Source organism: Streptomyces sp. NPDC056987, from assembly GCF_042673865.1.
Taxonomy (GTDB): Bacteria; Actinomycetota; Actinomycetes; order Streptomycetales; family Streptomycetaceae; genus Streptomyces.
Genome location: NZ_JBHURV010000028.1, coordinates 55,575 through 77,624, shown reverse-complemented (window position 1 = coordinate 77,624; position 22,050 = coordinate 55,575). Strand labels below are relative to the sequence as shown.

At 68.8% G+C, this 22,050-nt stretch carries 25 protein-coding genes and 3 pseudogenes; 19 read left to right on the top strand and 9 right to left on the bottom strand.

What is annotated here, in order from left to right:
- Positions 1 to 807: 807 nt before the first annotated feature.
- Positions 808 to 3,336, top strand: coding sequence for a hypothetical protein (locus ACFTZC_RS28505; RefSeq protein WP_382894490.1), 2,529 nt, complete (start codon positions 808 to 810; stop codon positions 3,334 to 3,336).
- On the opposite strand, the gene ACFTZC_RS28500 is transcribed toward ACFTZC_RS28505, so the two are convergent.
- Positions 3,314 to 3,538, bottom strand: coding sequence for a hypothetical protein (locus tag ACFTZC_RS28500; protein ID WP_382894488.1), 225 nt, complete (start codon positions 3,536 to 3,538; stop codon positions 3,314 to 3,316). The two genes, ACFTZC_RS28505 and ACFTZC_RS28500, sit on opposite strands and share 23 nt — an antisense overlap.
- Positions 3,539 to 3,779: 241 nt before the next feature.
- Between ACFTZC_RS28500 and ACFTZC_RS28495 the strand changes: the two genes are divergently transcribed.
- The 5 genes and pseudogenes from ACFTZC_RS28495 to ACFTZC_RS28475 form a co-directional block, all read left to right on the top strand.
- Entirely contained in the window at positions 3,780 to 3,986 is a 207-nt protein-coding gene (locus ACFTZC_RS28495; RefSeq protein ID WP_382894486.1) for a hypothetical protein, read from the top strand.
- Between the two features lie 91 nt (positions 3,987 to 4,077).
- On the top strand, positions 4,078 to 4,356 hold the full coding sequence (locus tag ACFTZC_RS28490) for a LysR family transcriptional regulator (RefSeq protein WP_382894484.1): 279 nt from the start codon (positions 4,078 to 4,080) through the stop codon (positions 4,354 to 4,356).
- A 7-nt stretch (positions 4,357 to 4,363) separates the two neighbouring features.
- The gene (locus tag ACFTZC_RS28485) at positions 4,364 to 5,020 is read left to right on the top strand and encodes a M15 family metallopeptidase (RefSeq protein WP_382894482.1); all 657 of its coding nucleotides are present in this window, start codon (positions 4,364 to 4,366) and stop codon (positions 5,018 to 5,020) included.
- The gene (locus ACFTZC_RS28480) at positions 5,020 to 5,652 is read left to right on the top strand and encodes a GNAT family N-acetyltransferase (protein WP_382894480.1); all 633 of its coding nucleotides are present in this window, start codon (positions 5,020 to 5,022) and stop codon (positions 5,650 to 5,652) included. Before ACFTZC_RS28485 ends, ACFTZC_RS28480 begins: the two co-directional genes overlap by 1 nt.
- Positions 5,653 to 5,706: 54 nt before the next feature.
- Positions 5,707 to 5,811, top strand: a pseudogene (locus ACFTZC_RS28475) (VOC family protein); the annotation flags it as partial.
- 73 nt (positions 5,812 to 5,884) lie between these two features.
- Here ACFTZC_RS28475 and ACFTZC_RS28470 read toward each other — a convergent pair.
- Positions 5,885 to 6,343 (bottom strand): annotated as a pseudogene (locus ACFTZC_RS28470) (IS630 family transposase); the annotation flags it as partial.
- Between ACFTZC_RS28470 and ACFTZC_RS28465 the strand changes: the two are divergent.
- Positions 6,272 to 6,952: a transposase gene (locus tag ACFTZC_RS28465; RefSeq protein ID WP_382894478.1), complete on the top strand. Its 681-nt coding sequence runs from the start codon at positions 6,272 to 6,274 to the stop codon at positions 6,950 to 6,952. The pseudogene ACFTZC_RS28470 and the gene ACFTZC_RS28465 sit on opposite strands and share 72 nt — an antisense overlap.
- A 127-nt stretch (positions 6,953 to 7,079) precedes the next feature.
- Positions 7,080 to 7,466 (top strand): hypothetical protein, encoded by a 387-nt coding sequence (locus tag ACFTZC_RS28460; protein ID WP_382894476.1) that lies wholly within the window; start codon positions 7,080 to 7,082, stop codon positions 7,464 to 7,466.
- Positions 7,467 to 7,480: 14 nt separating this feature from the next.
- Here the strand turns inward: ACFTZC_RS28460 and ACFTZC_RS28455 are convergent, their stop codons facing one another.
- Positions 7,481 to 7,954 (bottom strand): hypothetical protein, encoded by a 474-nt coding sequence (locus tag ACFTZC_RS28455; RefSeq protein ID WP_382894474.1) that lies wholly within the window; start codon positions 7,952 to 7,954, stop codon positions 7,481 to 7,483.
- A gap of 98 nt (positions 7,955 to 8,052) precedes the next feature.
- On the opposite strand from ACFTZC_RS28455, the pseudogene ACFTZC_RS28450 reads away from it, so the two are divergent.
- Positions 8,053 to 8,799 (top strand): annotated as a pseudogene (locus tag ACFTZC_RS28450) (Tn3 family transposase); the annotation flags it as partial.
- A 177-nt stretch (positions 8,800 to 8,976) separates the two neighbouring features.
- On the opposite strand, the gene ACFTZC_RS28445 reads toward ACFTZC_RS28450, so the two are convergent.
- Positions 8,977 to 9,876, bottom strand: a complete 900-nt coding sequence (locus tag ACFTZC_RS28445) for a LysR family transcriptional regulator (protein ID WP_382894472.1) — start codon at positions 9,874 to 9,876, stop codon at positions 8,977 to 8,979.
- 135 nt (positions 9,877 to 10,011) lie between these two features.
- Between ACFTZC_RS28445 and ACFTZC_RS28440 the strand changes: the two genes are divergently transcribed.
- Positions 10,012 to 10,431: a nuclear transport factor 2 family protein gene (locus tag ACFTZC_RS28440; protein WP_152867913.1), complete on the top strand. Its 420-nt coding sequence runs from the start codon at positions 10,012 to 10,014 to the stop codon at positions 10,429 to 10,431.
- A gap of 40 nt (positions 10,432 to 10,471) precedes the next feature.
- Here the strand turns inward: ACFTZC_RS28440 and ACFTZC_RS28435 are convergent, their stop codons facing one another.
- Positions 10,472 to 10,822 carry a hypothetical protein gene (locus ACFTZC_RS28435; protein ID WP_382894470.1) on the bottom strand — a complete coding sequence of 117 codons (351 nt, stop codon included), beginning with the start codon at positions 10,820 to 10,822 and terminating at the stop codon, positions 10,472 to 10,474.
- A gap of 437 nt (positions 10,823 to 11,259) precedes the next feature.
- On the opposite strand from ACFTZC_RS28435, the gene ACFTZC_RS28430 reads away from it, so the two are divergent.
- Positions 11,260 to 11,556, top strand: a complete 297-nt coding sequence (locus ACFTZC_RS28430; protein ID WP_382894468.1) for a hypothetical protein — start codon at positions 11,260 to 11,262, stop codon at positions 11,554 to 11,556.
- Positions 11,557 to 11,580: 24 nt separating this feature from the next.
- Here the strand turns inward: ACFTZC_RS28430 and ACFTZC_RS28425 are convergent, their stop codons facing one another.
- Complete coding sequence (locus ACFTZC_RS28425) at positions 11,581 to 11,808, bottom strand: hypothetical protein (RefSeq protein ID WP_382894466.1); 228 nt, start codon at positions 11,806 to 11,808, stop codon at positions 11,581 to 11,583.
- A 110-nt stretch (positions 11,809 to 11,918) separates the two neighbouring features.
- Between ACFTZC_RS28425 and ACFTZC_RS28420 the strand changes: the two genes are divergently transcribed.
- A complete protein-coding gene (locus ACFTZC_RS28420) occupies positions 11,919 to 12,161 on the top strand; it encodes a hypothetical protein (RefSeq protein ID WP_382894465.1) in 243 nt (80 codons plus the stop codon).
- Between the two features lie 79 nt (positions 12,162 to 12,240).
- On the opposite strand, the gene ACFTZC_RS28415 is transcribed toward ACFTZC_RS28420, so the two are convergent.
- Positions 12,241 to 12,903 carry a TetR/AcrR family transcriptional regulator gene (locus tag ACFTZC_RS28415; RefSeq protein ID WP_382894463.1) on the bottom strand — a complete coding sequence of 221 codons (663 nt, stop codon included), beginning with the start codon at positions 12,901 to 12,903 and terminating at the stop codon, positions 12,241 to 12,243.
- Positions 12,904 to 13,015: 112 nt separating this feature from the next.
- Between ACFTZC_RS28415 and ACFTZC_RS28410 the strand changes: the two genes are divergently transcribed.
- From ACFTZC_RS28410 to ACFTZC_RS28400, 3 genes are all read left to right on the top strand, one after another.
- Positions 13,016 to 13,705 (top strand): hypothetical protein, encoded by a 690-nt coding sequence (locus tag ACFTZC_RS28410; RefSeq protein ID WP_382894461.1) that lies wholly within the window; start codon positions 13,016 to 13,018, stop codon positions 13,703 to 13,705.
- A 122-nt stretch (positions 13,706 to 13,827) separates the two neighbouring features.
- The gene (locus ACFTZC_RS28405) at positions 13,828 to 15,393 is read left to right on the top strand and encodes an alpha/beta hydrolase (protein WP_382894459.1); all 1,566 of its coding nucleotides are present in this window, start codon (positions 13,828 to 13,830) and stop codon (positions 15,391 to 15,393) included.
- A 600-nt stretch (positions 15,394 to 15,993) separates the two neighbouring features.
- Positions 15,994 to 16,749, top strand: a complete 756-nt coding sequence (locus tag ACFTZC_RS28400; RefSeq protein WP_382894458.1) for a DUF5131 family protein — start codon at positions 15,994 to 15,996, stop codon at positions 16,747 to 16,749.
- Here the strand turns inward: ACFTZC_RS28400 and ACFTZC_RS28395 are convergent.
- Together ACFTZC_RS28395 and ACFTZC_RS28390 are read right to left on the bottom strand one after the other, a co-directional pair.
- On the bottom strand, positions 16,736 to 17,839 hold the full coding sequence (locus ACFTZC_RS28395) for a three-Cys-motif partner protein TcmP (protein WP_382894456.1): 1,104 nt from the start codon (positions 17,837 to 17,839) through the stop codon (positions 16,736 to 16,738). The genes ACFTZC_RS28400 and ACFTZC_RS28395 overlap by 14 nt on opposite strands.
- A 305-nt stretch (positions 17,840 to 18,144) precedes the next feature.
- Positions 18,145 to 19,191, bottom strand: coding sequence for a hypothetical protein (locus tag ACFTZC_RS28390; RefSeq protein ID WP_382894454.1), 1,047 nt, complete (start codon positions 19,189 to 19,191; stop codon positions 18,145 to 18,147).
- Between the two features lie 238 nt (positions 19,192 to 19,429).
- Here ACFTZC_RS28390 and ACFTZC_RS28385 point away from each other — a divergent pair, with 238 nt between their 5' ends.
- From ACFTZC_RS28385 to ACFTZC_RS28370, 4 genes are all read left to right on the top strand, one after another.
- On the top strand, positions 19,430 to 19,795 hold the full coding sequence (locus ACFTZC_RS28385; RefSeq protein WP_382894452.1) for a hypothetical protein: 366 nt from the start codon (positions 19,430 to 19,432) through the stop codon (positions 19,793 to 19,795).
- A gap of 295 nt (positions 19,796 to 20,090) precedes the next feature.
- The gene (locus ACFTZC_RS28380; protein ID WP_382894450.1) at positions 20,091 to 20,390 is read left to right on the top strand and encodes a hypothetical protein; all 300 of its coding nucleotides are present in this window, start codon (positions 20,091 to 20,093) and stop codon (positions 20,388 to 20,390) included.
- Positions 20,391 to 20,528: 138 nt separating this feature from the next.
- Positions 20,529 to 21,260 (top strand): hypothetical protein, encoded by a 732-nt coding sequence (locus tag ACFTZC_RS28375; RefSeq protein ID WP_382894448.1) that lies wholly within the window; start codon positions 20,529 to 20,531, stop codon positions 21,258 to 21,260.
- A 68-nt stretch (positions 21,261 to 21,328) separates the two neighbouring features.
- Positions 21,329 to 22,042 carry a hypothetical protein gene (locus ACFTZC_RS28370; RefSeq protein ID WP_382894446.1) on the top strand — a complete coding sequence of 238 codons (714 nt, stop codon included), beginning with the start codon at positions 21,329 to 21,331 and terminating at the stop codon, positions 22,040 to 22,042.
- Positions 22,043 to 22,050: the final 8 nt, after the last annotated feature.

Below are 22,050 nucleotides of genomic sequence, written 5' to 3'. Positions count from 1 at the left end.
GCACCAAGTCCACCGAAACGAAAAGAAAGAAAGGACATCCGCCTCTGGTCTTCGTACTGAGCCCTCTCCTCCCGGAGAGGGCAACCGCCATCTCCATCGGTCGCTCCGCCCTTGTTGCGGGTGGGGTGCGGCCATGAATCTGAACGGTGCTGTCGTCATGATGCCTGATCTGGCGTCCCCCTGCCAGCGCGAGTCTGGCTGTTTCACGTCGTTTGTGGTAGTTCCGGCTTCCCGCGCGACGAGATTCACTCGCCCCATTTCACCGCTTCGAGGCTTTCGCCCAGAAAAATCGTTGGCCATAGGTTTCACTGACTGGGCCGGTTTGGCGTCCAGCGCGCGTGAGGGGACCGGCACGACTGCCCAGGTTGGCGCGTACGCCAGCTCGGCGATGAAGCTATCGAAAGTGACCGCCCCTGACCGCCGTACGGATGCCGCCGTGTCCGCGGGCCGTCCGACCCCGGGAGTCCCGGAGGTAACGTCGGCCGCCGCGCTGATCCACCCCGTCCGGGAAATCATCGGCACCTCCGTCAACGACGTCCTTGAGGGGGCCGTCCCGTGTGGCGGGACGCGATCTGAAGTTCCTGCCCGCCGGGCGGGAGGGATCGGGGTCCTCGCCGGTTCCCGGGCTCTGTCCACGGGCGATCCCCGCGAGGCTGCCGGGATGGTCTCTATCTCGTGTGTCCGGGCGGTCCGGTGAGCACCGCGGCAGCATCCTCGGCTGCCACGCTGGACCACTCTCTGTGGGAGGGCGTCGACATCCCAGTCGACGGACCTCGGCTTCCCCGGCAGCGGAACGTACTGCGGTCGGTGCCGACTTCCGGGAAGCCGGACGGCGAGGGCCCGGAGGATCCGCTGCGCCTCGGGCGGACGATGCGGCTGCGGCTGCGGAACGCGGTTCAGGCGCTGCTGGCGGATCCGTCGATCGCCGGGTTGAAGGACGCGCCGAAGCTGGCGGCCGTGGTGCTGTACGCGAAGTCGCGGGCGCCGAAGGGTGAGAAGAAGGACCTCCAGACCTCCATCTGGGGTGCGGAGCTCGGCCGGTGGATGGGTGTGAAGGAGTCGACGGTCCACCACAAGGTGCTGCCCGTGCTCCGCGGTACGGACGCTCTGCACACCGATGTGGTGCGGGACGGGCAGGGGCACCCGACCGGGCTGGACTGCCTGGTCATGCCGCTGTGGCGCGCTCACCACGGCGGGGGAGCGGGGCACCCGCTGGCCCTGACGAAGGCGGAGCTCGCGACGCTGCTGCACCTGTGCGAGGCGCTGTTCGGGCACGGCTGGGCGCCGGAGGACAAGGAGCCGACGCCGCCGGGGCTGCTCGCCGGCCGTACGGGCAAGGGCGCGGCGACCGACCGGCTCGGGCTGCTGCTGATGGTGCTGAACACCCGGGCGTCGGGCTGGCTGCAGCTGGTCGGCGGCTCGGTGAGGAAGCGCGAGGGGCGCGGGGCGGCGACGCTGGCCCGGCTGCTGGGCTGCTCGCCCGCGGGGGCCCGTAAGGTGCTGGCCCGGCTGACGGAGGCCGGTGTCGTGGCGCGGCAGCACCGGGAGACGTCGACGCGGATGCGCGGCCGGGCCCGGGTCATGCTGCTGCCGGTCGCCCACGCGTACGGCCGCGCCCTGGCCCCTGTGGAGGCTGTTTCGGCGGCTGGAGCGGTGTTTTCGGCGCGTCCTGATGGTGCGTGCGGAGATCATGCTCCGGCCGGTGCGGCTGGTGCCCTTGGTACATCTGGGATCGGCGGTGCTGAGGGCCCCGGGGATGCGGCGGATCAGGAGCGTCCCAATGGTGCAGAGTTCCACGCAGACCACGCTTCTGGGGTTACTCCGGTAGTTCTTCCGCAGCTTGATGGTGGTTTTTCCGGCGAACGCCGTGGGGCTGAAGGCCGTCGGCCGGAACGCGTGTGCGCGGGCGAGGACCAGCCCGCCGACGGCGAGGACCGCGTTGCCGGGACCGGGTCGTCGGTGGCGGAGGACGGCCCGCTCCGCGGGGAAAAACCGAAGGAGTCCCCGGTCGATGAGCGGGTGGGGCAGCGCGCTGCCGGGGCTCGGTCCGGTGGGCGGCCGAAGGCCGTGGGCTGGGACAAGGCGCAGCAGCGGCGGAGGGTGGGCCCTCCGGATGGTCCTCGTCTGCGGGTGGCCCTGGAGCCGGCCTCGTGGCTGTGGGAGCGGCTGTCCGGATGGCAGCAGGACAAGGTGGAGGAGGCCGCGAAGACGGAGTTGGCCCGCCTGGAGGGGCTGCTCGCGCTGCCGGGTGGCGCGCCGCGGCTGCTGGCCGACCGGCTCTCCGACCGTCTGGCGGAGACCGGCGGCGAGGCCCTGGTCACTGGCCCGTACGGGTGGCTGATTCGGCGGGGTCTGGTCCAGCGGCCGTCCTGCTCGGACCGGCGGTGCGATGACGGGATCCGGCTGGACACCGGGGGCGAGTGCGAGAACTGCGCCAACGTGATTCACATCCGTCGTGCGCGCCGGGCCCGGATCGGCGCGGAGATCGACCGGAAGCTGCCCGGCCTCGGTGACGACGAACGTCGGCGCGTCCTCGAGGAGCGGCTGCGCGAGCAGGCGGCCATCGAGGCGGAGGACTACGTGTGGCGCCGTGAGCAGGCCCGCGCGGAGCAGGCCCGGCGCGATGAGGCCCGTGCGGCAGCAGCGGATCGGGCGGAGCGCGAGCGCGAGGCCGCAGCGGCTGCCGACGTGGTCCGCCAGGCGCTGCGTTGCGAGGACTGCGGGCAGGAGCGGGCGGCCGGGCTGTGTGAGGCGTGCGGCTACCGGCGCCGGACCGAGGCCCTGATCGTGGAGGCCGGGCTGGTCACGGCCACCTGGTCCGCCGACGTCACCCACCCGGGCGACGTCGCCGCCGTCACCGCCGATGTGCGGGCGTCGATGGAGCGCGAGATCGCTGCTGTCCGCGCCGACTACCTGCGCGCCATGGACCCGGCCGACCAGGACAGCACCGCGGCGAGCACCGCGTCCGTCCTCGCCTACGGAGCCCTCCACACCGCCCAGCAAGCCCTCCCGGAGTACCAGCGCAACGCCCTGGCAGTGCTGGGCCGGAGCGAGGAGGCCGAAGCCGAGGCCCGGCGGGCATACAAGACCGAACAGGGCCGGCACTGGTTCAAGCACAACCCGAACGGCGCGGACGCCATCGCCGCCGCGACGAAGGCCGCCGACGCAGCCCGGGAACGCGCCGCGAAGTACCTGCTGACGGTGCGCCTGGAGCAGCTGCGCGAACAGGCCGCAGTCCATGTCGAGACGGCTGTGTCCGTGCCGTGGACGGACCGGCTGTCCGAGCTCGCGGCGCGCCCGCTGGACGCCGACGTCACCGGGGCGGTGATCGCATGACCACCAAGTCGGAGCTGAGCCGCGTGGACCTCGCGCGCCAGGCCCTGGCCACGGCCAGGGAAGCGGCGAGGTCGCCGAATTCCTCCGCACCACCGAGCTGGAGCCGGCCGAGCGGGCCGTGCTCGACCAGGGGGTGACCGTGCGGCGCGGCCACGGCTACACCCTGCGCGTCACCGCCGTCACGGCCGTCACCGCCGTGCACCACGGGCTCCTCGCCCGCTGCCAGCTCCTCGACCCACCTCGGACACCCCAGTGATCCCGGCACAGCGCAAGGCCCGCCGCGAGTACGAGAACCGCGTCGACGCCCTCGGCCAGTGATTGCACTGCCCGGAGCCCCACGCGCCGTACGGACTGCTGGCCCCGACCTCCCGGCGTACTGTGGGAACGTGTCCGTGACCAGGCGACGGCGGTGACTGGGCCGGTCCGGCGACTACGCTCCGCACATGACTGATGACATGAGCCGCCGTGCCGTAGAGAACGTTGACACCCGCCCGAAGCATGTAGAGCCGCAGCAGAGTGACGAGGTCGAGGCCTCGCACTTCCAGCGGCGTATCCGTGCGTCCCTGTCGCGGCCGCCGTTCTCGCTGCCGCCGCTGATGACCGCCACCGACGTCCGAGCCGCCGAGGAGTCCGGGACACTGCCGGGGTGATGATGGCTTCCTCATCTCCCTCCGCGCTCGCGGCGGAGCCAGCCACCACACCGCCCTCCGTGTTGCCGACGAAGTCGACACTCTCCCCGCCATGCTCCGCAAAGCCCTCACCAGCCCATACGCGCGGCAGCGGCTCTCCCGCTTCCTGGCAGCCCGGTCCTATCCCACTCTCACCGAGGCAGCCCGAGATCTCGGCATCCATCAGTCCGCCCTGGTGACCCAGATCAACCGCCTCGAAGCGGACCTCGGACAGCCTCTCTTCGAACGAGCCGAACGCGGCACGGCCATGAAGCTGACCCGATTCGGTAAACGCGTCGTCGCAGCCGCCCAGAAGATCTCGGCTGAAGGCAGGCGCAAGGCCACGAGATGATCGCTTCATGACTGAGATCGTTCTGATGTCCGACCCGAAGGTCGCAGCCGTGCCTGTCCACGAGTGCGGTGAACGGCTCGTAGATGTGCGACGACGCAGCCCCCTTCTGGTCGACGAGCGGAAGGGGCAGGACTCCGCCGGTGCCTTCGCCCACATGCGGGAAGGGGTGCTCGATCGACTCCTCAAAGCACAGGCACAGCTGCCTCAAGGAATGCGGCTGCTGTTCGTCGAGGGATACCGCCCGCCGTCCCTTCAACGTCGCTACTTCGACGAATACGCAGCCCAACTGCGCGCGGAACACCCGGAATGGGCTGCTGAGCAGGTCCGCTCGGCAGCCAGCCGCTACGTGTCCCCGCCCGAGATCGCACCGCACAGCGCAGGCGCAGCCGTTGACCTGACGCTCGCAGATGCCGACGGCCGTGAACTCGACATGGGCACCCGCATGAATGCGACCCCCGAGGAGAGTGCGGGAGCCTGTTACACGCAGGCCGACAACATCAGCATCGAGGCTCGCTCCCATCGGGACATCCTGAGTGCTGCGCTCATCGCTGCCGGTCTCGTCAACTACCCCACAGAGTGGTGGCACTGGTCATACGGCGACCGCTACTGGGCTTTAACAACCGGAGCGGCTGCTGCCCCCTACGGCCCCATGGACCTGGGCTGATGACCGTCATCCTGACTGCGGACCCGACCTTCACTGCCCCCGCCTTGAAGCTGCGGCCGTGGAAGAGCGAAGACGCGGACGCCCTCGTGAGGGCCCACCATGACCCGGAAATGCGCCGCTGGCTCACCACCACGGTGACCAGCGTTGAGGACGCCCGCCGATGGATCCATGAACAGAACGAAGGATGGTCCAGCGGCGAACGGTTCAGCTTCGCCGTGCTGGAGCACGAGCCCAAGCAACGCGACACCGACCCGCCGATAGCCCAGGCAGTGCTCAAGCCGGTGACCGACAACGGCATCCCCGCAGCAGAGGTCGGCTACTGGGTATCGGCAGCAGCCAGAGGTCGGGGCATTGCTCCGCGAACGCTCGAAGCCGTCTCCCGATGGGCGCTCGGCCCGCAGAGCCCCCTGCCTTTCGAACGTCTCGACCTCATCCACGCACTGGGCAACCGCGCATCCTGCCGGGTGGCAGAAAAGTGCAACTACGTCCTGAGCTCCGTACTCCCGCCGCAGCCACCCACCTTCCCCACCGAAGGCCACCTGCATGTCCGAACGAGTAGCACCTCGGGCGCAGTGCCAGGTTCCGCAGTTGCGAAGGCGGACGAAACGACCTTCAGGCGCTCAAGGAAATGACAACGCTCTGAGACCAACGCCATGTCAATGGGCATGAGACAGCGAGGGACATCGCTGGTGCGAGCCGGCGGGACCGTCCTGGAGAAGTTCGACGGACACCATGTTCTGATGGCCGACCCGGAGGGTAACGAGTTCTGCGTCTGCGCAGCCTCTGCGTGATGGTTCAACAGGAACGAAGGCCCCGCCCCCAACCAGACAACGCCGACTGGTCACATGATCCGCCGGACAGGCCCTAGTCTTCTGAGTCAGGAATTCTGTTCAGATATGAAGCGAGGCGTTCGAGGATCTCGTCCGCGGTCTTGGTCCAGATGTAGGGCCTGGGGTCGGTGTTCCAGGCTGCGATCCAGGTCCGGATGTCCTTCTCCAGGGCTTGGACGGATCTGTGGGCGCCTCGCCGTATCTGTTTGTTCGTCAGCTCGGCGAACCATCGCTCCACGAGGTTGAGCCAGGACGATCCCGTCGGTGTGAAGTGCAGATGGAACCGCGGGTGGGCCAGTAGCCAGGTCTTGACGGCCGGGGTTTTGTGGGTGGCGTAGTTGTCCAGCACCAGGTGGATGCCGAGGCCGTCCGGCACTTCCTGGTCGAGCTTGACGAGGAACTTCTTGAACTCCTCGGCGCGGTGGCGGCGGTGCAGGGAGCCGATGACCTTGCCGGTGGCGACCTCCAGGGCCGCGAAGAGGGTGGTGGTGCCGGCTACGGGGCGAACGCCGGCTTCCGCTGCGGCCTGGAAAACCGCGGCCTGGCCTACGCGCTGCAGGCCAAGGGCGACATGACCGCCCACGCCGAGCCGGCCGTGCCGCACCAGCCGCCCTACAGCGGGCGCGGACCGCGTCCGCTGCCCCGCTACCGCACCCGCCCGGTCAGCCTGCGTGAACACGTCCTGGCCGCAGGACGCGACACGGCAGTCGCGGTCACCTGGCGCAAAGGCTCGAAAGCTGCCATGTCCGCCCGCTTCGTCTTCCTGCGTGTCCGCCTCACCGGCCGCCGCCCGAAACCCGCCCCGGACGGTGTCATCGCACCGCGGTGGCTGATCGCCCAATGGCCCGAAGGGCAGAACGAACCGGTCAAGTACTGGATCTCCAACCTCCCGGCCGACATCCCCGCCCGTGACCTGGTCCGGCTCGCGAAACTGCGCCGGCGCATCGAGCACGACTACCGCGAGCTGAAGACCACCCTGGGACTCGACCACTTCGAGGGCCGCTCATTCACCGGCCGGCACCGCCACGTCACCCTCGTCACCGCCGCCCACCTCTTCCTGACCGAACAGAGGTCCTGCCCAAAAGCCCCTGCCAGGGCCTGACCCTCTACCAGGCCCTGACCCTCCTCCAACACCTGTTAGCCACCTGGACCGGGACCTGCCCCACCTGCCGACAACCCACCCCATGACAGCCCTACGACACCACCTAACAAAGCCCTACTAGAAGGCCGTGCTCGGCCCCGGCGCCACGATCGCCGGGCCGGCCGCCGACGAACTGCGCAACGGCTCACTGCCGGACACCGCGGTCGACTGGCTCACGACGAACTTCTTCAAGACCGAACGCGAACTCGGCCGCTGCCTCCGTCTCCCCGCCGAAGGCCCCTGCGAGTGCGACCTCCACCTGACCTGCGCGAAGTTCGTCACCACGCCCGAGTACGCACCACGTCTGCGGGCCCGACGCGAAGTCGAGCAGACTCTCGCTATCGACGCCGCCCAACGCGGCTGGGACCGCGAGGTCGAACGACACCGGTGCACCAGCGACCGCATCGACAAGCTTCTCGCGGGCCTCGGGCAACCCGCCCATCCGGAAGAGGAAGCCGAGAACACCAGCCCGTGACTGCTACCTGGGGGTTATCGGACCGGTCCTCGCTCATCGACAAGCACCGTGGGCGGAGACAAGAACACGTCAGCTTCCACCGGGCCGTAAGCGATATTGAAGGTGTCGAGCCAGTACGACCAGCCCCGCACCCCCGCCGCACTGCTGAAACGGTAGTTGAGCTGCCAGCGGACCCACTGTCCGGGAACAAGCCGTACGGCCGGGGGCCGTCGTGGCCGAGGAGGTATGGCAAAGAGGGGCTGGACCCGGGGAAGGACTCGCAACCGGCCGTTGTCCTCCCGGAGCTGGACGTCGACCTTGCGCAGGTCTTCCTGGCCGTCGAAGGGGTCGAAGCCGTCGCTCTCATGCATACGGACCACGTGCGCGACCGCGGGCGACATAGGCGGTACGCGAAAGCCGACCGGGACGGCGTTCCTGCGAGCCGCGGCCTCCCCTCCACGAGACTGCTTCGTCCACGACGTCCGTATCCATTGAACGTTGACCTCCACAACGCTTCCCCCCTGCCACCTCGTCGGAAGCCTCACCCTATGTCCGCACGGCCTGACAACACCTCAGAGGAAGATCAACTTGAACTGTCCACATAAACTCGGACATGGCGTTCGGCCTGTTCAAGATCCTCGGCTACAACTTCTCCCCGCGGTTCAAGGACCTGGACGACCAAGGGTTCTGGCGGGCGGAGATGGACGGGATCGAGACCGGCACCTACGGTGCCCTGGGCGACCTCGCCCGCACCAACAAGGTGAACCTGAAGAAGGTGACCACGCAGTGGGAGGACATGCTGAAGGTGGCCGGCTCGCTGGTCACCAACCAGGTGCGGGCCTATGACCTGCTACGGATGTTCGGCAACCATGGACGGCCCACGCCGCTGGGGCAGGCGTTCGCCGAGTACGGGCGCATCGCCAAAACCCTGCACCTGCTCCAGGTCGTCGACCCGGTCGATGACACCTACCGGCGGCAGATGGGCAAGCAGCTGTCCGTCCAGGAGTCCCGCCACACCCTCGCCCGGGACATCTGCCACGGCAAGCGGGGCACCATCCACCAGGCATACCGGGACGGAATGGAAGATCAGCTAGGGCTAGGGTCTCTGGGACTGGTATTGAACGCCGTCGTGCTCTGGACAACGAAGTACATCGGCGCCGCGGTCGCCCAGCTGCGGGCCGAGGGCCACGAGATCCGGGACGAGGACATCGCGCGGCTCTCCCCGCTCAAGCACAAGAACCTCAACGTGCTGGGCCGCTACAGCTTCACCGCCTCCGTCCCCGACGATGGGAGCCTGCGCCCGCTGCGCGACCCGGACGCCCTCGGGCTGGACGACGACGAGGACGAGGGCTGATCCGCACCCGAAGCGTTGGGCCGTTCGTCGTACCCATGCAGGCCGGGCGCGTCGTCCGGCACCCCCGCGGCGAGAGGACCACGAACATGACCACGATCGGTTGGTTCGTCGTTCGTTAACGGCACCCCTGGCGAGGGTCACGGAGCAGAACGAACTGAATGACGTTGGGGAATAGGCTCAACGCAGTTCAGACGCCTGTTGCCTGAGGGCGGCGACAGCCGCGTCAGCTTCCGCTGAGCGCTGTTCGTTTGTCACGGCGAGGGTTGCGCGTCCCTGCCAGTGGCGGTCCTCGACCCGGACGATTCTCACGCCGGCTGGAGCGGAGGGGACCGCCATGCCCGGCAGCAGACAGACCCCGAGGCCCGCAGCCACCATTCCCAGGCGCGTGGACCATTCGCGCGCCTGATGGGTGACCGTTGGCCGAACGAGGGTGGGCCAGGCGCCGTAGTACGGGGTGTCGCCGGTAGCGTTTTCGACGATCCAACTGTCGTGGCGCAGTTCGTCGGCCCTCACCGTGTGCCGGGTGGCCAATGGGTGATGCCGGGGTAGGGCGACGCGTAGATCGTCTTCCAGGAGCGTTTCCTGGCGCAGCCCGTCGAGGTCACGCTCCTGTGGCCCGGCGCACACGCCCACGACGGCAATGTCCAGACGGTGGGAACGTAGCTGCCGCAAAAGGCCGGGGGTTGAATCCCCCACGAAACCGACAGTCACATGGGGGTGTTCGTCCGCCAGCTGCGCGAGGGCACGGGGAGCCAGCGCTACAGCCGCAGCCGGGGTGGCGCCGACTGTGACACAGCCCGTGATGTGCTGACTCAGTGCGCTGACCTCACGGACGGCGGCGTCGATGCCTGACAGCACGTCGGCCGCGTGCCGTGCGAACGCCACACCAGCCTGCGTGGGTGCCACCCCGCGCGCCCTCCTCTCGAAAAGGGCCGCACCCACGGCGGACTCGACAACTTTCACCTGCCGGGACACAGCCGATTGCGTGTAGCCGAGGGAAGCTGCTGCCTCGCTGAAGGACCCCGTCGCAGCGACTTCGCGCACTACCCGCAGCCCAACGAGAGTCACATCCGCCATAGCCCTCACCCTACAGCCGAGGTATTCCCAAAAGGCATACCTGGAGTGTTCAATCATCATTTGTGCGCGCATCTGCGGTCGTGCACGCTGGGTGGCACACACTCGCCACCAACCACATGAAGTCGGAGACACGTGATGGACGACGTACAGAAGAGGGCAATCGTCGAACACTTTCTGGGCCTCTATGCCAAGGGCCGGTGGGGAGCGGCCGACAACACGGAAGCGCTGGAGGAGCTCCTGAACTGTCTCACTGATGACGTTGAATGGTGGATGAGCGGGGCTCCGGGAGACGGCTACGTCACCAAGGAGCAGTTCCGCGCCATGCTCAAGCCGCTCGACTCGGTCACGGGCGGCCCGCTGGTCATAACGCCGACCGCGTGGACCATCCAAGGTGCTCGGGTCGCCGTGGAGGCGTACTCGACAATGAAACTGAAGAACAGGCGCGATTACCGCAACCACTATCACTTCCTCTTCGAGATCAGTGGAGGAAAGATCAGCACATATCATGAGCACCACGACACGGCGCATGTGAACAGCACCATGTGGGCGGGCTGACGCTTCATCACCCGGTGCGTCCGTCTGCTCCGGCCGCCCCCTACGGTGTGCCGTCGAGTCCGGAATCTGCGCCGTTGAGGTTGCCGACCTTGCGGCGGTAGCGGCCCTGGGCGGCCTGCTCGGACTCGACGCCGAGCGCGGCAGCGATTTTCTTGAACGTCAGCAGCGTCTTGCCCGTGCGGGTACTGGCCGTACGGGCGACCAGCAGCAGGGCGCCCTCCAGGCCCTCCAGGTCATCGCGGGCGACCTGGAGCAGCGCGACGACCGACCCCATGCGGCTACGGTCCTGGATCTCCTGCGCGGCGTCGGCGTAGCCCGCCAAGAGACAGGCGAGTAGCCCGGCCTGGTCCTCGTCCATCACATACGCGCACGCGGTAGTCGTCCTCGTCACTCAGCATCACGGTGACGCCGAACCGGGGGAAGGAAAAGTCCACCGCAGTCCGGATCGGCCGCACCAGCTCGCCGCGCACGAGCGGCATCATCAGCGGACGCGGCACGACCCCCTCGCCCAGCGAGACGGCCGACGCCCCCTTCGCGACGCCGACCAGTCCGTTCCACATCCGTGCTTCCACGGGAGCCCCCTGCCGTCAGGTGATCCGGTCACCGCACCCTGCCACGGTGGCTGTGACCGTGTCAGCGGGATCATCAGCCAGCCTCGACGGCGTATGCCAGGGGAGGGCGCGGGTGCGCGGGTGTCGCCAGCCGCGCTCCTTCCTCATTGGTGCGCCCGTGCGGGGTTCGCTGACAGGTACGGCATGCACTCACTCGTTGTGATGGCCCCTGCCTGATCATGCCCGCGCGGTCTGGGGCGGCCGTGAGACTCGCTCCGTGGCCGATACCGGAGACAACACCCCCGAACGCCTCGCCGGGGACGGCAGGGCGAAGCCCCGCACCGGCGGGACGGCCAGGGCTCGCGGGAGCCGGCTTTGGCTGTGGCGGTGGGTACTCGCCCCCGGAACGAGCTGGCGGGCCCGTCGGCTGGCAGCGTCGTTCGGGCCGGGCATGGACGCCGATACCGCGTGGACGCTGGCCCGCCTCGAACGCCATCCCGATGAACGCCCTCATGCCCTGCGCCGGCTGAACGGCGACGGCGGCAACGCCGCGGCGGAAAACCGTACGCCGTGAACGCCACCGCTGGAACACCCATGGTCAGGAGACGGTCTCGGCCTCGTCGGCCTGCCGGGCGATCCTCTTCGTCTCCATCTCCAGCTCGTACCGGTCGATCCCGGCCTCTGCCGCATGCGCGGTCACGGCCACCTGCACCTCGTCGGCCGCATCCCGCCACGGCCGCCACCCCTCCGGGGTGTACGCCTCACGCGTCGCTACCCGGCGCGCCGCGTTCGACACGCGCTGGAGCTCGATCAGACGGTCAGGCACCTCGGGTCTCTTACTCTTTCGCCACGGGCGGATCGTACGCTCCGGGCCGGAGCCGCCGACATCGACGCGGTCGTCCCCGCCCACCCCAACTCGACGCCCCTCTGGTCGAGGTGTTCTGCGACTGCGACACCAGACGTGTCGCTGAGCGGTTCCGGACACGCAAACGCCACCCAGGACACCTCGATCAGGACCTCACCCGCGAGGAGATCAACGACCGCGTCGCCGCCTGGGCCGCCCACCCAGGACCTCTTGGACTGGGCAGACGCCCCCTGATCATCGACACCTCCCAGACCGTCGACATCACCACCCTCGCCAAAGAGGTCGCCGCCCTCGTCGCCGGCACTCAACGATGAACTGAAGGCAGCACCACGGCCCGAACGGGACAGGTAAACCCGTCACTTCCCACCCCGGCGAACCTATGCGGTCACAGCACTAGCGGTGGCTCCGTGACTCCTCGGCGGCCTCAGGAGTTCCAGCCGCTCCCTCGACGGCCTCTCCGGAAGGCGGAAAGGCGTCGCGCAGACGTTGCAGGGCCGCCGTCACGACGGCACGGACGTCCGCCTCGTGCAACGGGGCGGAGAACAGCGCCGAACTGAACGAGAAGCCCTCGACCAGGGCGAACAGCAGGAGCGCCTCGCGGTGCAGCGCCTCCTCGTCGATCGCGCGGTCGGCCAGCGCGTCGCGCAGCAACGAGCGGATGACCTCCGCGCCCGCGAGGGACGTGGCAGCGATGTCAGCCGCGAGCTCCGCGTCCGTGCGCGCCATGACACGGTATTCGACGAGAGCGATGTTCTCCCGGCGCTCCTGCTCGCTGGTCGGAGCGGTGAATGCGATCACATCCACGATCCGTGCGACCGGGTCGTCGGACATCGTCGCGGCGCGGCGCGCGGCGCGCTGCATGAGGACGCCCAACGTGAAGCGCATGACCTCGCGGACGGTGTCGCCGAAGTAGTGTCGGATGCTCCCGATGGCCAGGCCGGTGCGTGCGGAGATCCGGGCGAGAGTCACCGAGCGGATCCCGTGCGCGGCGATCTCCTCGATCACGGCGTCGGCGACCTGCTCTCGGCGGACATCCGGGTTGGCTCTCTTGGACATGACCCCATCCTAGTCATTCTTTGGCATGCCCGTGCTACTTTATCTAGCACGGGCATGCTAGAAAGGCGTCGTGGCGGTGCTCTGCCCCGTCACGACCCCGGACAGGGGAGACATGAACGACCGGCACGATCCCTGGACCGGTGCGGCGCGGAAGGATCCTTACGGCTTCGACGGGCTCGACGGCGATGCGGAAGCGTGGTCGACGCCCGCTCCGGAGCCGGGCTCACCGTTGCCACCGTTCCGCCCCTCCTTCTCACTGCAGCGCACACGATTCGCGATCGGCCTCCCCGATGCGTCGACGGCGACGGTCGATGTCGATCACATGTCGGGCCGGGCCTCGCTCTACCGGGACGACCGGCACGTGCAGAGCTCCGACATGCCGGTACGGTTCGCGCTCGGAGCGGACAGCATCGAGGTCGCGGCCAGCAGGTACGGCATGCGGCGGATTCACCTGATCAGCGCGGACGACAGCCGACGACGTCTCGATCCCGCGCCGGGGACGCCCGAGCACTGGCGCGCCCAGCTCTCCCGCCGGCACCCCGGGGTCGGGCGCGCCCTCGCTGCCTGTGCCGTCATCGTGCTGATGATGAATCTGCTGATCCTCGCCCCGCAGCTGCTCGATCTGGTTACCCACCTGCCGCTCTGGGCTGATCGCTTCACCCCGTTCGCCTCGCCCATCGACCTGTCGGCATGGGGGAACACGGTTCTCACCATCACGGCCGGTCTCGCGGGGATCGAACGAGCACTCACCTTCCGCCGTCACCGGCTCCTGGACGCCGGGACCGACGGGATCGAGAGCTAACACCCCCGCACTGACCGGTCACGTTGCCGCCCTGTCTGCCACCTCAGCGCCCCGACCGAGAACAGTCCGTCAACCAGCGCCGCACCCTCGCGCACGGCCGCGGCTCGACACAGGAGAAACGCATGCGCTCAGACCCTCGATCCCGATACCGCGAAACCGTGCTCGGCGCGGCCGCGACGGCTTTCCTCCTCCTGCTCGCCGGATGCGCGCCCGCCGCTCCTCCACCGGGCCCCGGCGCGGATGCGGGCCTCGGCGCCTATCTTGGGCAAGAGCTCGACTGGGTCGGGTGCGAGGACACCGCGACGAGCGCGACGGACGCCGAGCTGTTCGCGAACCCGGCGCTCGAGTGCGCCTCGGTCGAGGTACCGCTCGACTACGACAAGCCGGAGGGCGAGAGGGCGCGCATCGCGCTCATGCGCCTCCCCGCCGCGGGTGAGGCCGAGGGTTCGCTGCTGCTGAACCCGGGCGGACCCGGAGGATCCGGCACCGACCTCGTCGCGTCCACCCTGCCACTGTGGCAGAAAAGCCCCGTCGCCAAGCGCTTCGACATCGTCGGCTTCGATCCTCGCGGGGTCGGGTCGTCGACCCCGGCCCTTGACTGCTACACCGACGAGGAGTACGACGCAGGCGACGCGCCGCGGTTCGGCGCGGTGTACGACATCACGAGCGCCGAGGAGGCGGGCGAGCTCGCAGAGCGCTGCGCAGCCGGCTCCGGCGGCATCGCGAACCTCGTGAACGCCGGGTCCACCAACGTCGTGCGCGACATGGACATCATGCGACAGGTGCTCGGTGACGACCAGCTGACCTACCTCGGCTACAGCTACGGCTCCGAGCTCGGCGCCATGTACGCCGTGACCTACCCCGAGAAGGTCCGCGCGATCGTGGTCGACGGGGCCGTCTCGCCCGACCTGACGGCGAGCGAGTTCCGCCTCTCCTCATTCACCGGTCTGCAGGCACGGTTCGACGACCTCGCCGCACACTGCGCAGAATCGCCCGACTGCGTTCTCGGCCCCGACCCCGCGGCTGCGAACGACCGCCTGCACGAGATCGTCCAGCCGCTCGTCGAGACACCAGCACCGACCACCGACGGCCGGGACCTGAGCGTCTGGGACGTCTACCTCGGCATCAGCGGCGGACTGTACTCCGAAAAGAATTGGCCCGACGTCATCTCCGCCCTGACCGCGCTCGAAGCGGGGAACGCCGACGAGATGCTCGCCCTGCGCGACACCTTCTACGCCCGCACGGCGGACGGCGCCTACGGCCTGGACTTCGACAAGAACATCGCTGTGCGCTGCATGGACTCACCCCGTCCGACGCCGGAGGAACAGACCGCGCTCACACGCAAGATCGGGAAGGCCGCCCCCATGTTCGATATCGACGTGTTCACGGCGGGCAACCACCACAGCGAATGCGAGGCGTGGCCCGCGCCGCCAACACGCGACGAACCCTGGCTCGCCGATGTCGAAGACCTCCCCGAGACGCTCGTCGTGTCGGTCACCGGCGATCCTGTGACACCGCACGAGGGCGGCATCGCGCTGCGGCGAGCTCTCGGCGGAAGCCTGCTCACAGTCGACGGCAAGCAGCACGGTGCCTACCTCCTCGGCGGCAGCAAGTGCGTCGACGACGTGGTCAATGAATATCTCCTCGACCTCGAATCCCCGCCCACCGACGCCCGTTGCAGCCTGTGACACGCTGGGCTCCGGCAGTAGCTGCCCCGGCCGGTGCTGGTGACTCGCGGGCCTGACCCGACAGCCCTCCCTCACGCCGGTTCGCAACCATGCCTCGGAATGGCGGTACGGTGATCGGCGGGCCGAGAAAGGGCTTCCCGGCTGCGTGTCGCTCCCGGGACGTGCTCATCGTCCTCGTCTTCGGCGTCCTGGTGGCGCCCACCGCGTTCGGACAGGGCGTGCTGGAAGTCGTCGGTGAGCTGGCCGCGGGCATCACACAGGCCGCCCGCCGAGCACACCCCCGCGCTGCGCGTCCCCGTCGGTTTTCCGCAGTGCAACGCGCCGCCAGGAAACAGGGATGAGTGGGCCCGTGCCGAGCGTGCCCGGCAGGACGGTACGGCGCCCTCGTTCCGGTCGGATCCGTTGCGGAGCACGGCGTGAAGGGGGCCCGGGGTCTGCGCGCGAGCACAGGGCGCGGGGTGATGTCCGCAGGTCACCGAGACCCGGAAAACGCGGTGGGCAGGGGTGGTTGGATGGCCGGTGCCAAAGCCGGTGGAGGTTCGTTGAGCATGCCGCTCCGCTGTTCGGCGGGAGCGGGCCGGGACGACGGGGAGGTAGCTGGTGAGCGACCGAAGCGCGATCGAGTGGACCGAGGCGACGTGGAATCCGACGACAGGCTGCGACCGTGTGTCCTCGGGGTGCGACAACTGCTACGCGATGACGCTGGCCAAACGCCTCAAGGCAATGGGGTCGGCGAAGTACCAGAACGACGGTGACCCCAGGACGTCCGGGCCGGGCTTCGGCCTGACCGTACATCCGGACGCGCTGTCCGTGCCGTACGGGTGGAAGAGCCCGCGCACCGTGTTCGTGAACTCCATGTCGGACCTCTTCCACGCGCGGGTACCGATCGGTTTCGTCCGGCAGGTCTTCGAGGTGATGGCCGCCACGCCCCAGCACACGTATCAGGTACTGACCAAGCGGGCGCGGCGCTTGCGGCAGGTCGCCGACCGTCTGGAGTGGCCGCCGAACGTGTGGATGGGGGTATCGGTGGAGAGCGCCCGGGAACTGCCGCGGGTGGACGATCTGCGGCAGGTGCCCGCGGCCGTGCGGTTCTTGTCGTGCGAGCCGCTCCTGGGTCCGCTGGAGGGGCTGGACCTTGAGGGCATCGACTGGGTGATCGCCGGTGGAGAGTCCGGGCCCCGGCACCGGCCGATCGATGAGGCATGGGTGACCGGCATCCGTGACACCTGCCTGGAGGCGGAGGTCGCGTTCTTCTTCAAGCAGTGGGGCGGCCGCACGCCGAAGACACTGGGACGCGAGCTGGAGGGACGGACCTGGGACCAGATGCCCTTGCCGGCAACGGCTACCTCAGGGTGATCACGCTGGCCTTGGTCAGACGGCCCGGCGGGAGCGACAGCCTGCCGTCGTCGTCCAGAGCCCGGACCGCTTTGGCCGCGTCCCGCACGCGCCACTGGGAGGTCTCCAGCAGCAGCCACTGCCCGAGCCCTTCCATGGCTGTGGGTCCCTGGTGGAGCCTCTGCTCCACCAGGGACAGCAACTCCGGGTCGACGGTTTCCTCCATCTCGAAGATCGAGCCCTGACCGACCGACACGGCGGAGCGGCAGCGAGGGTCTTTGAAGCTCAGGCCGTCGCTGCGGTCGACCTTCCACATCGCGTCCTTCATCACCTCCACCCCCTTCTGATGACCGGTGCCGAAAACCAGGTAGAGGGGCTGACCGGTCCGGGGGACGACCTGAAACTGGAGGCGGAAGCCGAACCCGGCACGTTTGAGCGCGTCGCGGTAGGCCGCCAGCCAGGCCCGCCACTTCTCGTCGCTCGCCTCCACATCGGCCGCGCCGGCCCAGAACGCGCGCCCGCCGAAGACCGTGTCCAGGAGGTCGGGATTCAGCTCCTCGCGGCGGCTGAACCAGTTCGGCCCGAAGGTGGTGATGACCTCGCTGGCCGTGTTCCGGGCGATCCGCGCCGTCAGGCCCAGCGGCACGTTCACACTGCCCCAGCTGTCGAAGACCGCGAGGACCGGATTCCCCCAGGCCCCCAGTTCCGTCAGGATCCGCTCGCTGTCCTGCCCCGCGTCCCCGCGGCGCACCTCCACCCGTACGGGCAGATCCTCCAACGGCCCGAACCGGCCGGTGAGCTCCTGCACCAGGTGCTCATGCCGTGCCCGGTCCCTTTCGATGAAGACGAGCTGGACCCTGCGACGGGACAGGTTCATGCGCTCGACAGCCGCGTGGTTCAGCAGCCGGTCCAGCGTGAACACCGGCGAGCCCTCTTCCCCGCCCTCGTACTTCCCCGGACCTGCGAACGCGTCGAGGAAGGTGACCTTCGACCAGCTCCTGCCCGTTCGGGCCTGGGGCTGCAGCAGGATCGGCCACCACGCATCGAAGTAATGCCTGTACAAACGGTGCTTGGCCTCCGTCGCCGGTTCCAGCCCCCACAGCACACTCACCCGTCTCCCCCTCCGACCATCCCACCCCGCAACTCTTCGTCACCATGATTGTTATCTGTGTAATCGGCGTGGCGCTAGAGGCCCGCACGCATCGCCGTACAGCGAGAGGCGACGCTGGCCTGCTGGCCCGACCCTCCGCTGCACCCCCGTCAGCGGAGGGCCGGGTCGGCTGCACACGTAGCGGGGAGCAAGATCGGACTGTCACCCCTCCCGCGACTCGGCCACTCAAGATCAAGAACCTGTTCGGCCGCCACCTGGGGCCCGAGACGCCGGACGCCGAACGTCGGGCGGCGGTTCTGGAGTGGCTACCGCCCCTCTGTGGTCTCTGCGACAATCGGAGGCGCGGCCTGACCGCTACACGACTTCCGGGAGCCGAGACCGTGCCTGAAGACCCCATCGCTCAGAGCGAGATTGCCGCGCTGACCCGCCGCTACGAAGACGCCGCGCAGAAGAACGACCGCGAGTTCGGCATCGTCAAGAGCGACCTGACCGCGGTGCGCCTCCAGGTCGGCAACCTTGATCAGAAGGTTGGGAACCTGGACGACAAGGTCGAAGGTCTGGCCACTCTGGTCGGACACCTGGACGAGAAGATCGACGGCCTGGCGGCGCGGATGGACAGTTTTGCCACCGAGCAGCGCGCCGTCAACGCGACACTGACCGAACTGCTTTCCGGTCTCGTAGGCAGGGATCCCGGTCGAGGCTGAGCTTTCCCCGCTTCCATAGCCCTGTAAGGGTCCGCCACGGCGTCCGTGGCGGACCCTTCTGCCGTTTCCGGCCAGGAGGGGCACTGGCCTATGCCCCGGGGCGCAGGTGTTCGCGTCGGGTGGTGACCAGGGCGTGCCAGCGGTTGCGGTTTCTTGTTCGGTGTCGAGCCAGCGGGCCGGTGAGGGGGCGGGGAGGGGGAGGCCGGCCATGAAGTGGGTGAGGTCGGTGTAGTAGGCGTAGTCGCCGGAGTGGGTGCGTTCACGCAGCCGGGCGATGGTGGTGGCCAGCGCGGCACGCTCGTCCTGGACGGCGTGGTGGAAGCACAGGGCGAGGTCGAGGGTGGCTTCCGTGGAGGCGAGCCCGGCGACCCGGATGTCGGTACGGAGCCGGCGTGCGCGGTCTTCGACGTCACGGGCGCATCCGGCGTCGCGGACCAGGGCGGCGATCTCCGTGGTGAAGGTCGTGGCGCGCAGATCGAGTCCGGTCAGCAGCTGCTGGGCGAGTTCGAGTTCGTCGTCGGCGCGGGCGGGGTCGGTAAACGCGAGAACGAAGGCGCGCTGGGCCTGCGCGGTCGCCCGTTCACCGGCGACGCCGTGCTGCTCGGCTTCGACGCGGGCCCTCTCGTACGCGGCGGCCGCGCGGGTCATGTCCGCCTGGACCCACCACACGTCCCCCAGGACCCGGTGCTGCCGGCCTTACAGAGGCCGGCGCCCTGGGCGAGGTGTAAGGCACGTACGGCACATTGGGTACCAGCCGCGATACGCCGGTGCCGTGGTCGGCTCGACACGAGTCGACCACTGGTCAGTGGCTTTTCGAATCGTCGGGCGAAAATCCGGAGTGCCTCGCGAGGTCCACGTCCAGAGGGGCACAGCTGGCCATCGAAGGGTGCCTTGCCGGGCTGCCGCTGACCTTCGGCTTGCCATTTACGGCGAATCGGTCATTCTTGATGAAGATTGGCAGATCGCCCAAAGTGATGGCTGGGAGGAAGTCATGGCCGAGTTGACGCCGAAAGGGACTGTTCAGGGGGAGCTTGAGGAGTACGAGCTGGCATTGACTGCTGAGGACGTGCAGGCTGCGGCGTCGGACCCAACCGGCTTCATCAAGAGAGTCCTGAAGCACAACGGCATCCGGGTCAATCGCCTGCTCGTTGATCAGGAGATTCAGTTCGCGAGCGGGCCCGTGGTACTAGCCGCCTGGCACATTCCCGCACCCCCGATTATTGCGTCCACCACGATCGTTGTTAACCGCTAGAGCAGCAGGGCAGTGAGCTCGGCTTCACTGGTGATGGTTTCCAGCTGCTTGGCGGCGGAGTGGATTTTGCGGTGTGGGCATCAGGCGACGGCCGGGCGTTGGGCGGTGAGCCGGGCTGGATGTCGTCCCCGACGCGCCGGCCTACGGCACCACACTCCGCTGGACCGCTCCGAACCTGATCGCTCGGGCCAACCAGCAGGTCAAGGACGCGAACGTCCGTACCATCCACGTCCTGGCGCTTGCCCCCACTGCCACCGCACCCGCCACGGAGAGGGCGCCCGCGGGCCCGGAACCGGTGCCCGCTGCGCCCGCGCCCGGACCGGTGCGCACCCGGGAGTCGGGGTCGGCCGGCTACCACCGCGCCCTCGAAGCGCACCGTGCTGTCCGGGCCGAGCGGCCGACGGCCCCGGCTGTCGCGGCCGCGATCGCACGCCAGGACCGTGCCCTGCGTGAGCAGCGTGAAGCGGCCGTCACCGACGTGCGGGCCGATCTGGAGGACCTGCGCGAGCGCGCCCGGCAGAGGGCGTCGCCGGTCGACGCCAGCCACACGCGGGCCCTCAGGCGCCTCGCCGACGAACGAGCCGGCCGCGTCTGACCGGGCGCGGTGGCGGGGGAGTACGGCGGCACCGGGGTCGAACGCCTGGCCGTAGCCATGGGCAGAAGCGGAAAAAGGTCTGAGAGCCGGACACGCAGCCCCATACTGGTCGTTCATTGACCGGAGGGGAGCGCGGAGTTGGCCATCGAAGGTGACCAGGCGGCTCACAAGCGCACGTTACGGGAGCGCCTGTACGGGGACCTGGAGAACTCGCGGCCCGTTCCCACTCCCTGGCCGGAGTTGACCGAGCTTGCCGAGCTGAACCACCGGCACAAGGTGGGCATGATCGCGCAGCGCGGCAGCCGGGAAGCGAAGATCGGGCGGGACACCGCCGTCCATGCGGCCCGGGCGGGTGTTCCCACCGTGCTGTACACCGGCTACCCGCCCGTCACGGTTCCCGACGCTCTCGTCGTGGACGCGACGCCCAACCCCACGGCCGCCGACGTGAACGCGAAGGCGCAGCGTCTGATCGGCGGGCGCAAGCCAGGCCTCATCGTCATCGAGCGGTACGAGCGGCTCCACCCCGAACCCCGGCCGCCGGCCGATCCGGTCTATGACCCGTGTGACGACCCTGCGGAGCTGCTGTCCTGGGGCGATCAGCTGATGTGGTCGGTCCGGGACATCAGGACCGACATCCCCATGCTCTTCACCACGGTCGTCACCCCGGCCCCCGATCTCTCCCGCCGACTGCCCCAGTGGCTCGACGTCGATCACCCCGCCGTGGTGATGACCGACGTCTGCAAGCCCACCCTCGTCCTCGCGCGCCGGGATCACCTGACGGTCGAAGCCCGGCTGGAAGTAGATCCGCACGAGTACCGCACCGGATCCCGCACCCTGCTCTCCTGGGCCCCGCTGCCCGTCCAGCCGTGACCGGTACTGCGCGCCCGGTCGGGTGAAAAGCGGGCGCCAGCAGGCTACTTCACGACATAGTGGGTTCCGTGGATTTCGCTGACCACTCCGCCTACCGCGTCCCCACCGGCAGACCCTTCTTACTGAAGGAGCTCTACTCCAAGCTCGCGGGCGTCGGGGAACTCATCGGCCAACTGCCGGTCCCCGCCGACCCCACCGAGTACGAGGAGATCGCCGACAGCCTCTACACACTGTTCAATGTCGCCCGGAACCTGGCCCCGGACCGCAACTCGACCGGCTGCCACCTGCATCCGAAGGGCGCCGTCGACACCGAAGCCCCCGCCGGCTGGGGACGCTGCCTGCTGTGCAACAGCCACCGCCGCACCGGCCGGCCCAACGTGAAAGCAGCACCCCAGGCACCCCGCCACAACTGGGCCATCCCGCCCCCGCCGTACGACCACACCGTCCTCGCACAGACCATGCAGCAGATCAACGACCTGGCATCGGAGATCAACTACCGGTCCGACGACGAGACCTTCGTACACCTGGCCGACCTCACCCACGCTGCCTTCGTCATCGCCCGGGAACTCTCCCGCCCCCGCAACACCTCAGGATGCATCCAGCACCCCGGAGCCCCCACCGACCCCGCAGCACCCGGCGGGCCCCAGTGCCTCTTCTGCCAGGGCCAGGCACGGCGCCAGCAGACCGGGCCGCCCACCGTGGCCATCCGCCCCAGCCGGCCCGTACCCCGATACGAACGCCGCCGCCTGCCACGCCCGCCCTCCCCGCCCAGCAGCGGCTGAAGACCGGA

Coding starts and splice junctions, on each gene's coding strand:
- ACFTZC_RS28495 (WP_382894486.1), top strand. CDS start 3,780: ATGACTGATGACATGAGCCGCCGTGCCGTAGAGAACGTTGACACCCGC.
- ACFTZC_RS28490 (WP_382894484.1), top strand. CDS start 4,078: ATGCTCCGCAAAGCCCTCACCAGCCCATACGCGCGGCAGCGGCTCTCC.
- ACFTZC_RS28485 (WP_382894482.1), top strand. CDS start 4,364: ATGACTGAGATCGTTCTGATGTCCGACCCGAAGGTCGCAGCCGTGCCT.
- ACFTZC_RS28480 (WP_382894480.1), top strand. CDS start 5,020: ATGACCGTCATCCTGACTGCGGACCCGACCTTCACTGCCCCCGCCTTG.
- ACFTZC_RS28445 (WP_382894472.1), bottom strand. CDS start 9,876: ATGGCGGATGTGACTCTCGTTGGGCTGCGGGTAGTGCGCGAAGTCGCT.
- ACFTZC_RS28440 (WP_152867913.1), top strand. CDS start 10,012: ATGGACGACGTACAGAAGAGGGCAATCGTCGAACACTTTCTGGGCCTC.
- ACFTZC_RS28415 (WP_382894463.1), bottom strand. CDS start 12,903: ATGTCCAAGAGAGCCAACCCGGATGTCCGCCGAGAGCAGGTCGCCGAC.
- ACFTZC_RS28410 (WP_382894461.1), top strand. CDS start 13,016: ATGAACGACCGGCACGATCCCTGGACCGGTGCGGCGCGGAAGGATCCT.
- ACFTZC_RS28405 (WP_382894459.1), top strand. CDS start 13,828: ATGCGCTCAGACCCTCGATCCCGATACCGCGAAACCGTGCTCGGCGCG.
- ACFTZC_RS28390 (WP_382894454.1), bottom strand. CDS start 19,191: ATGACCCGCGCGGCCGCCGCGTACGAGAGGGCCCGCGTCGAAGCCGAG.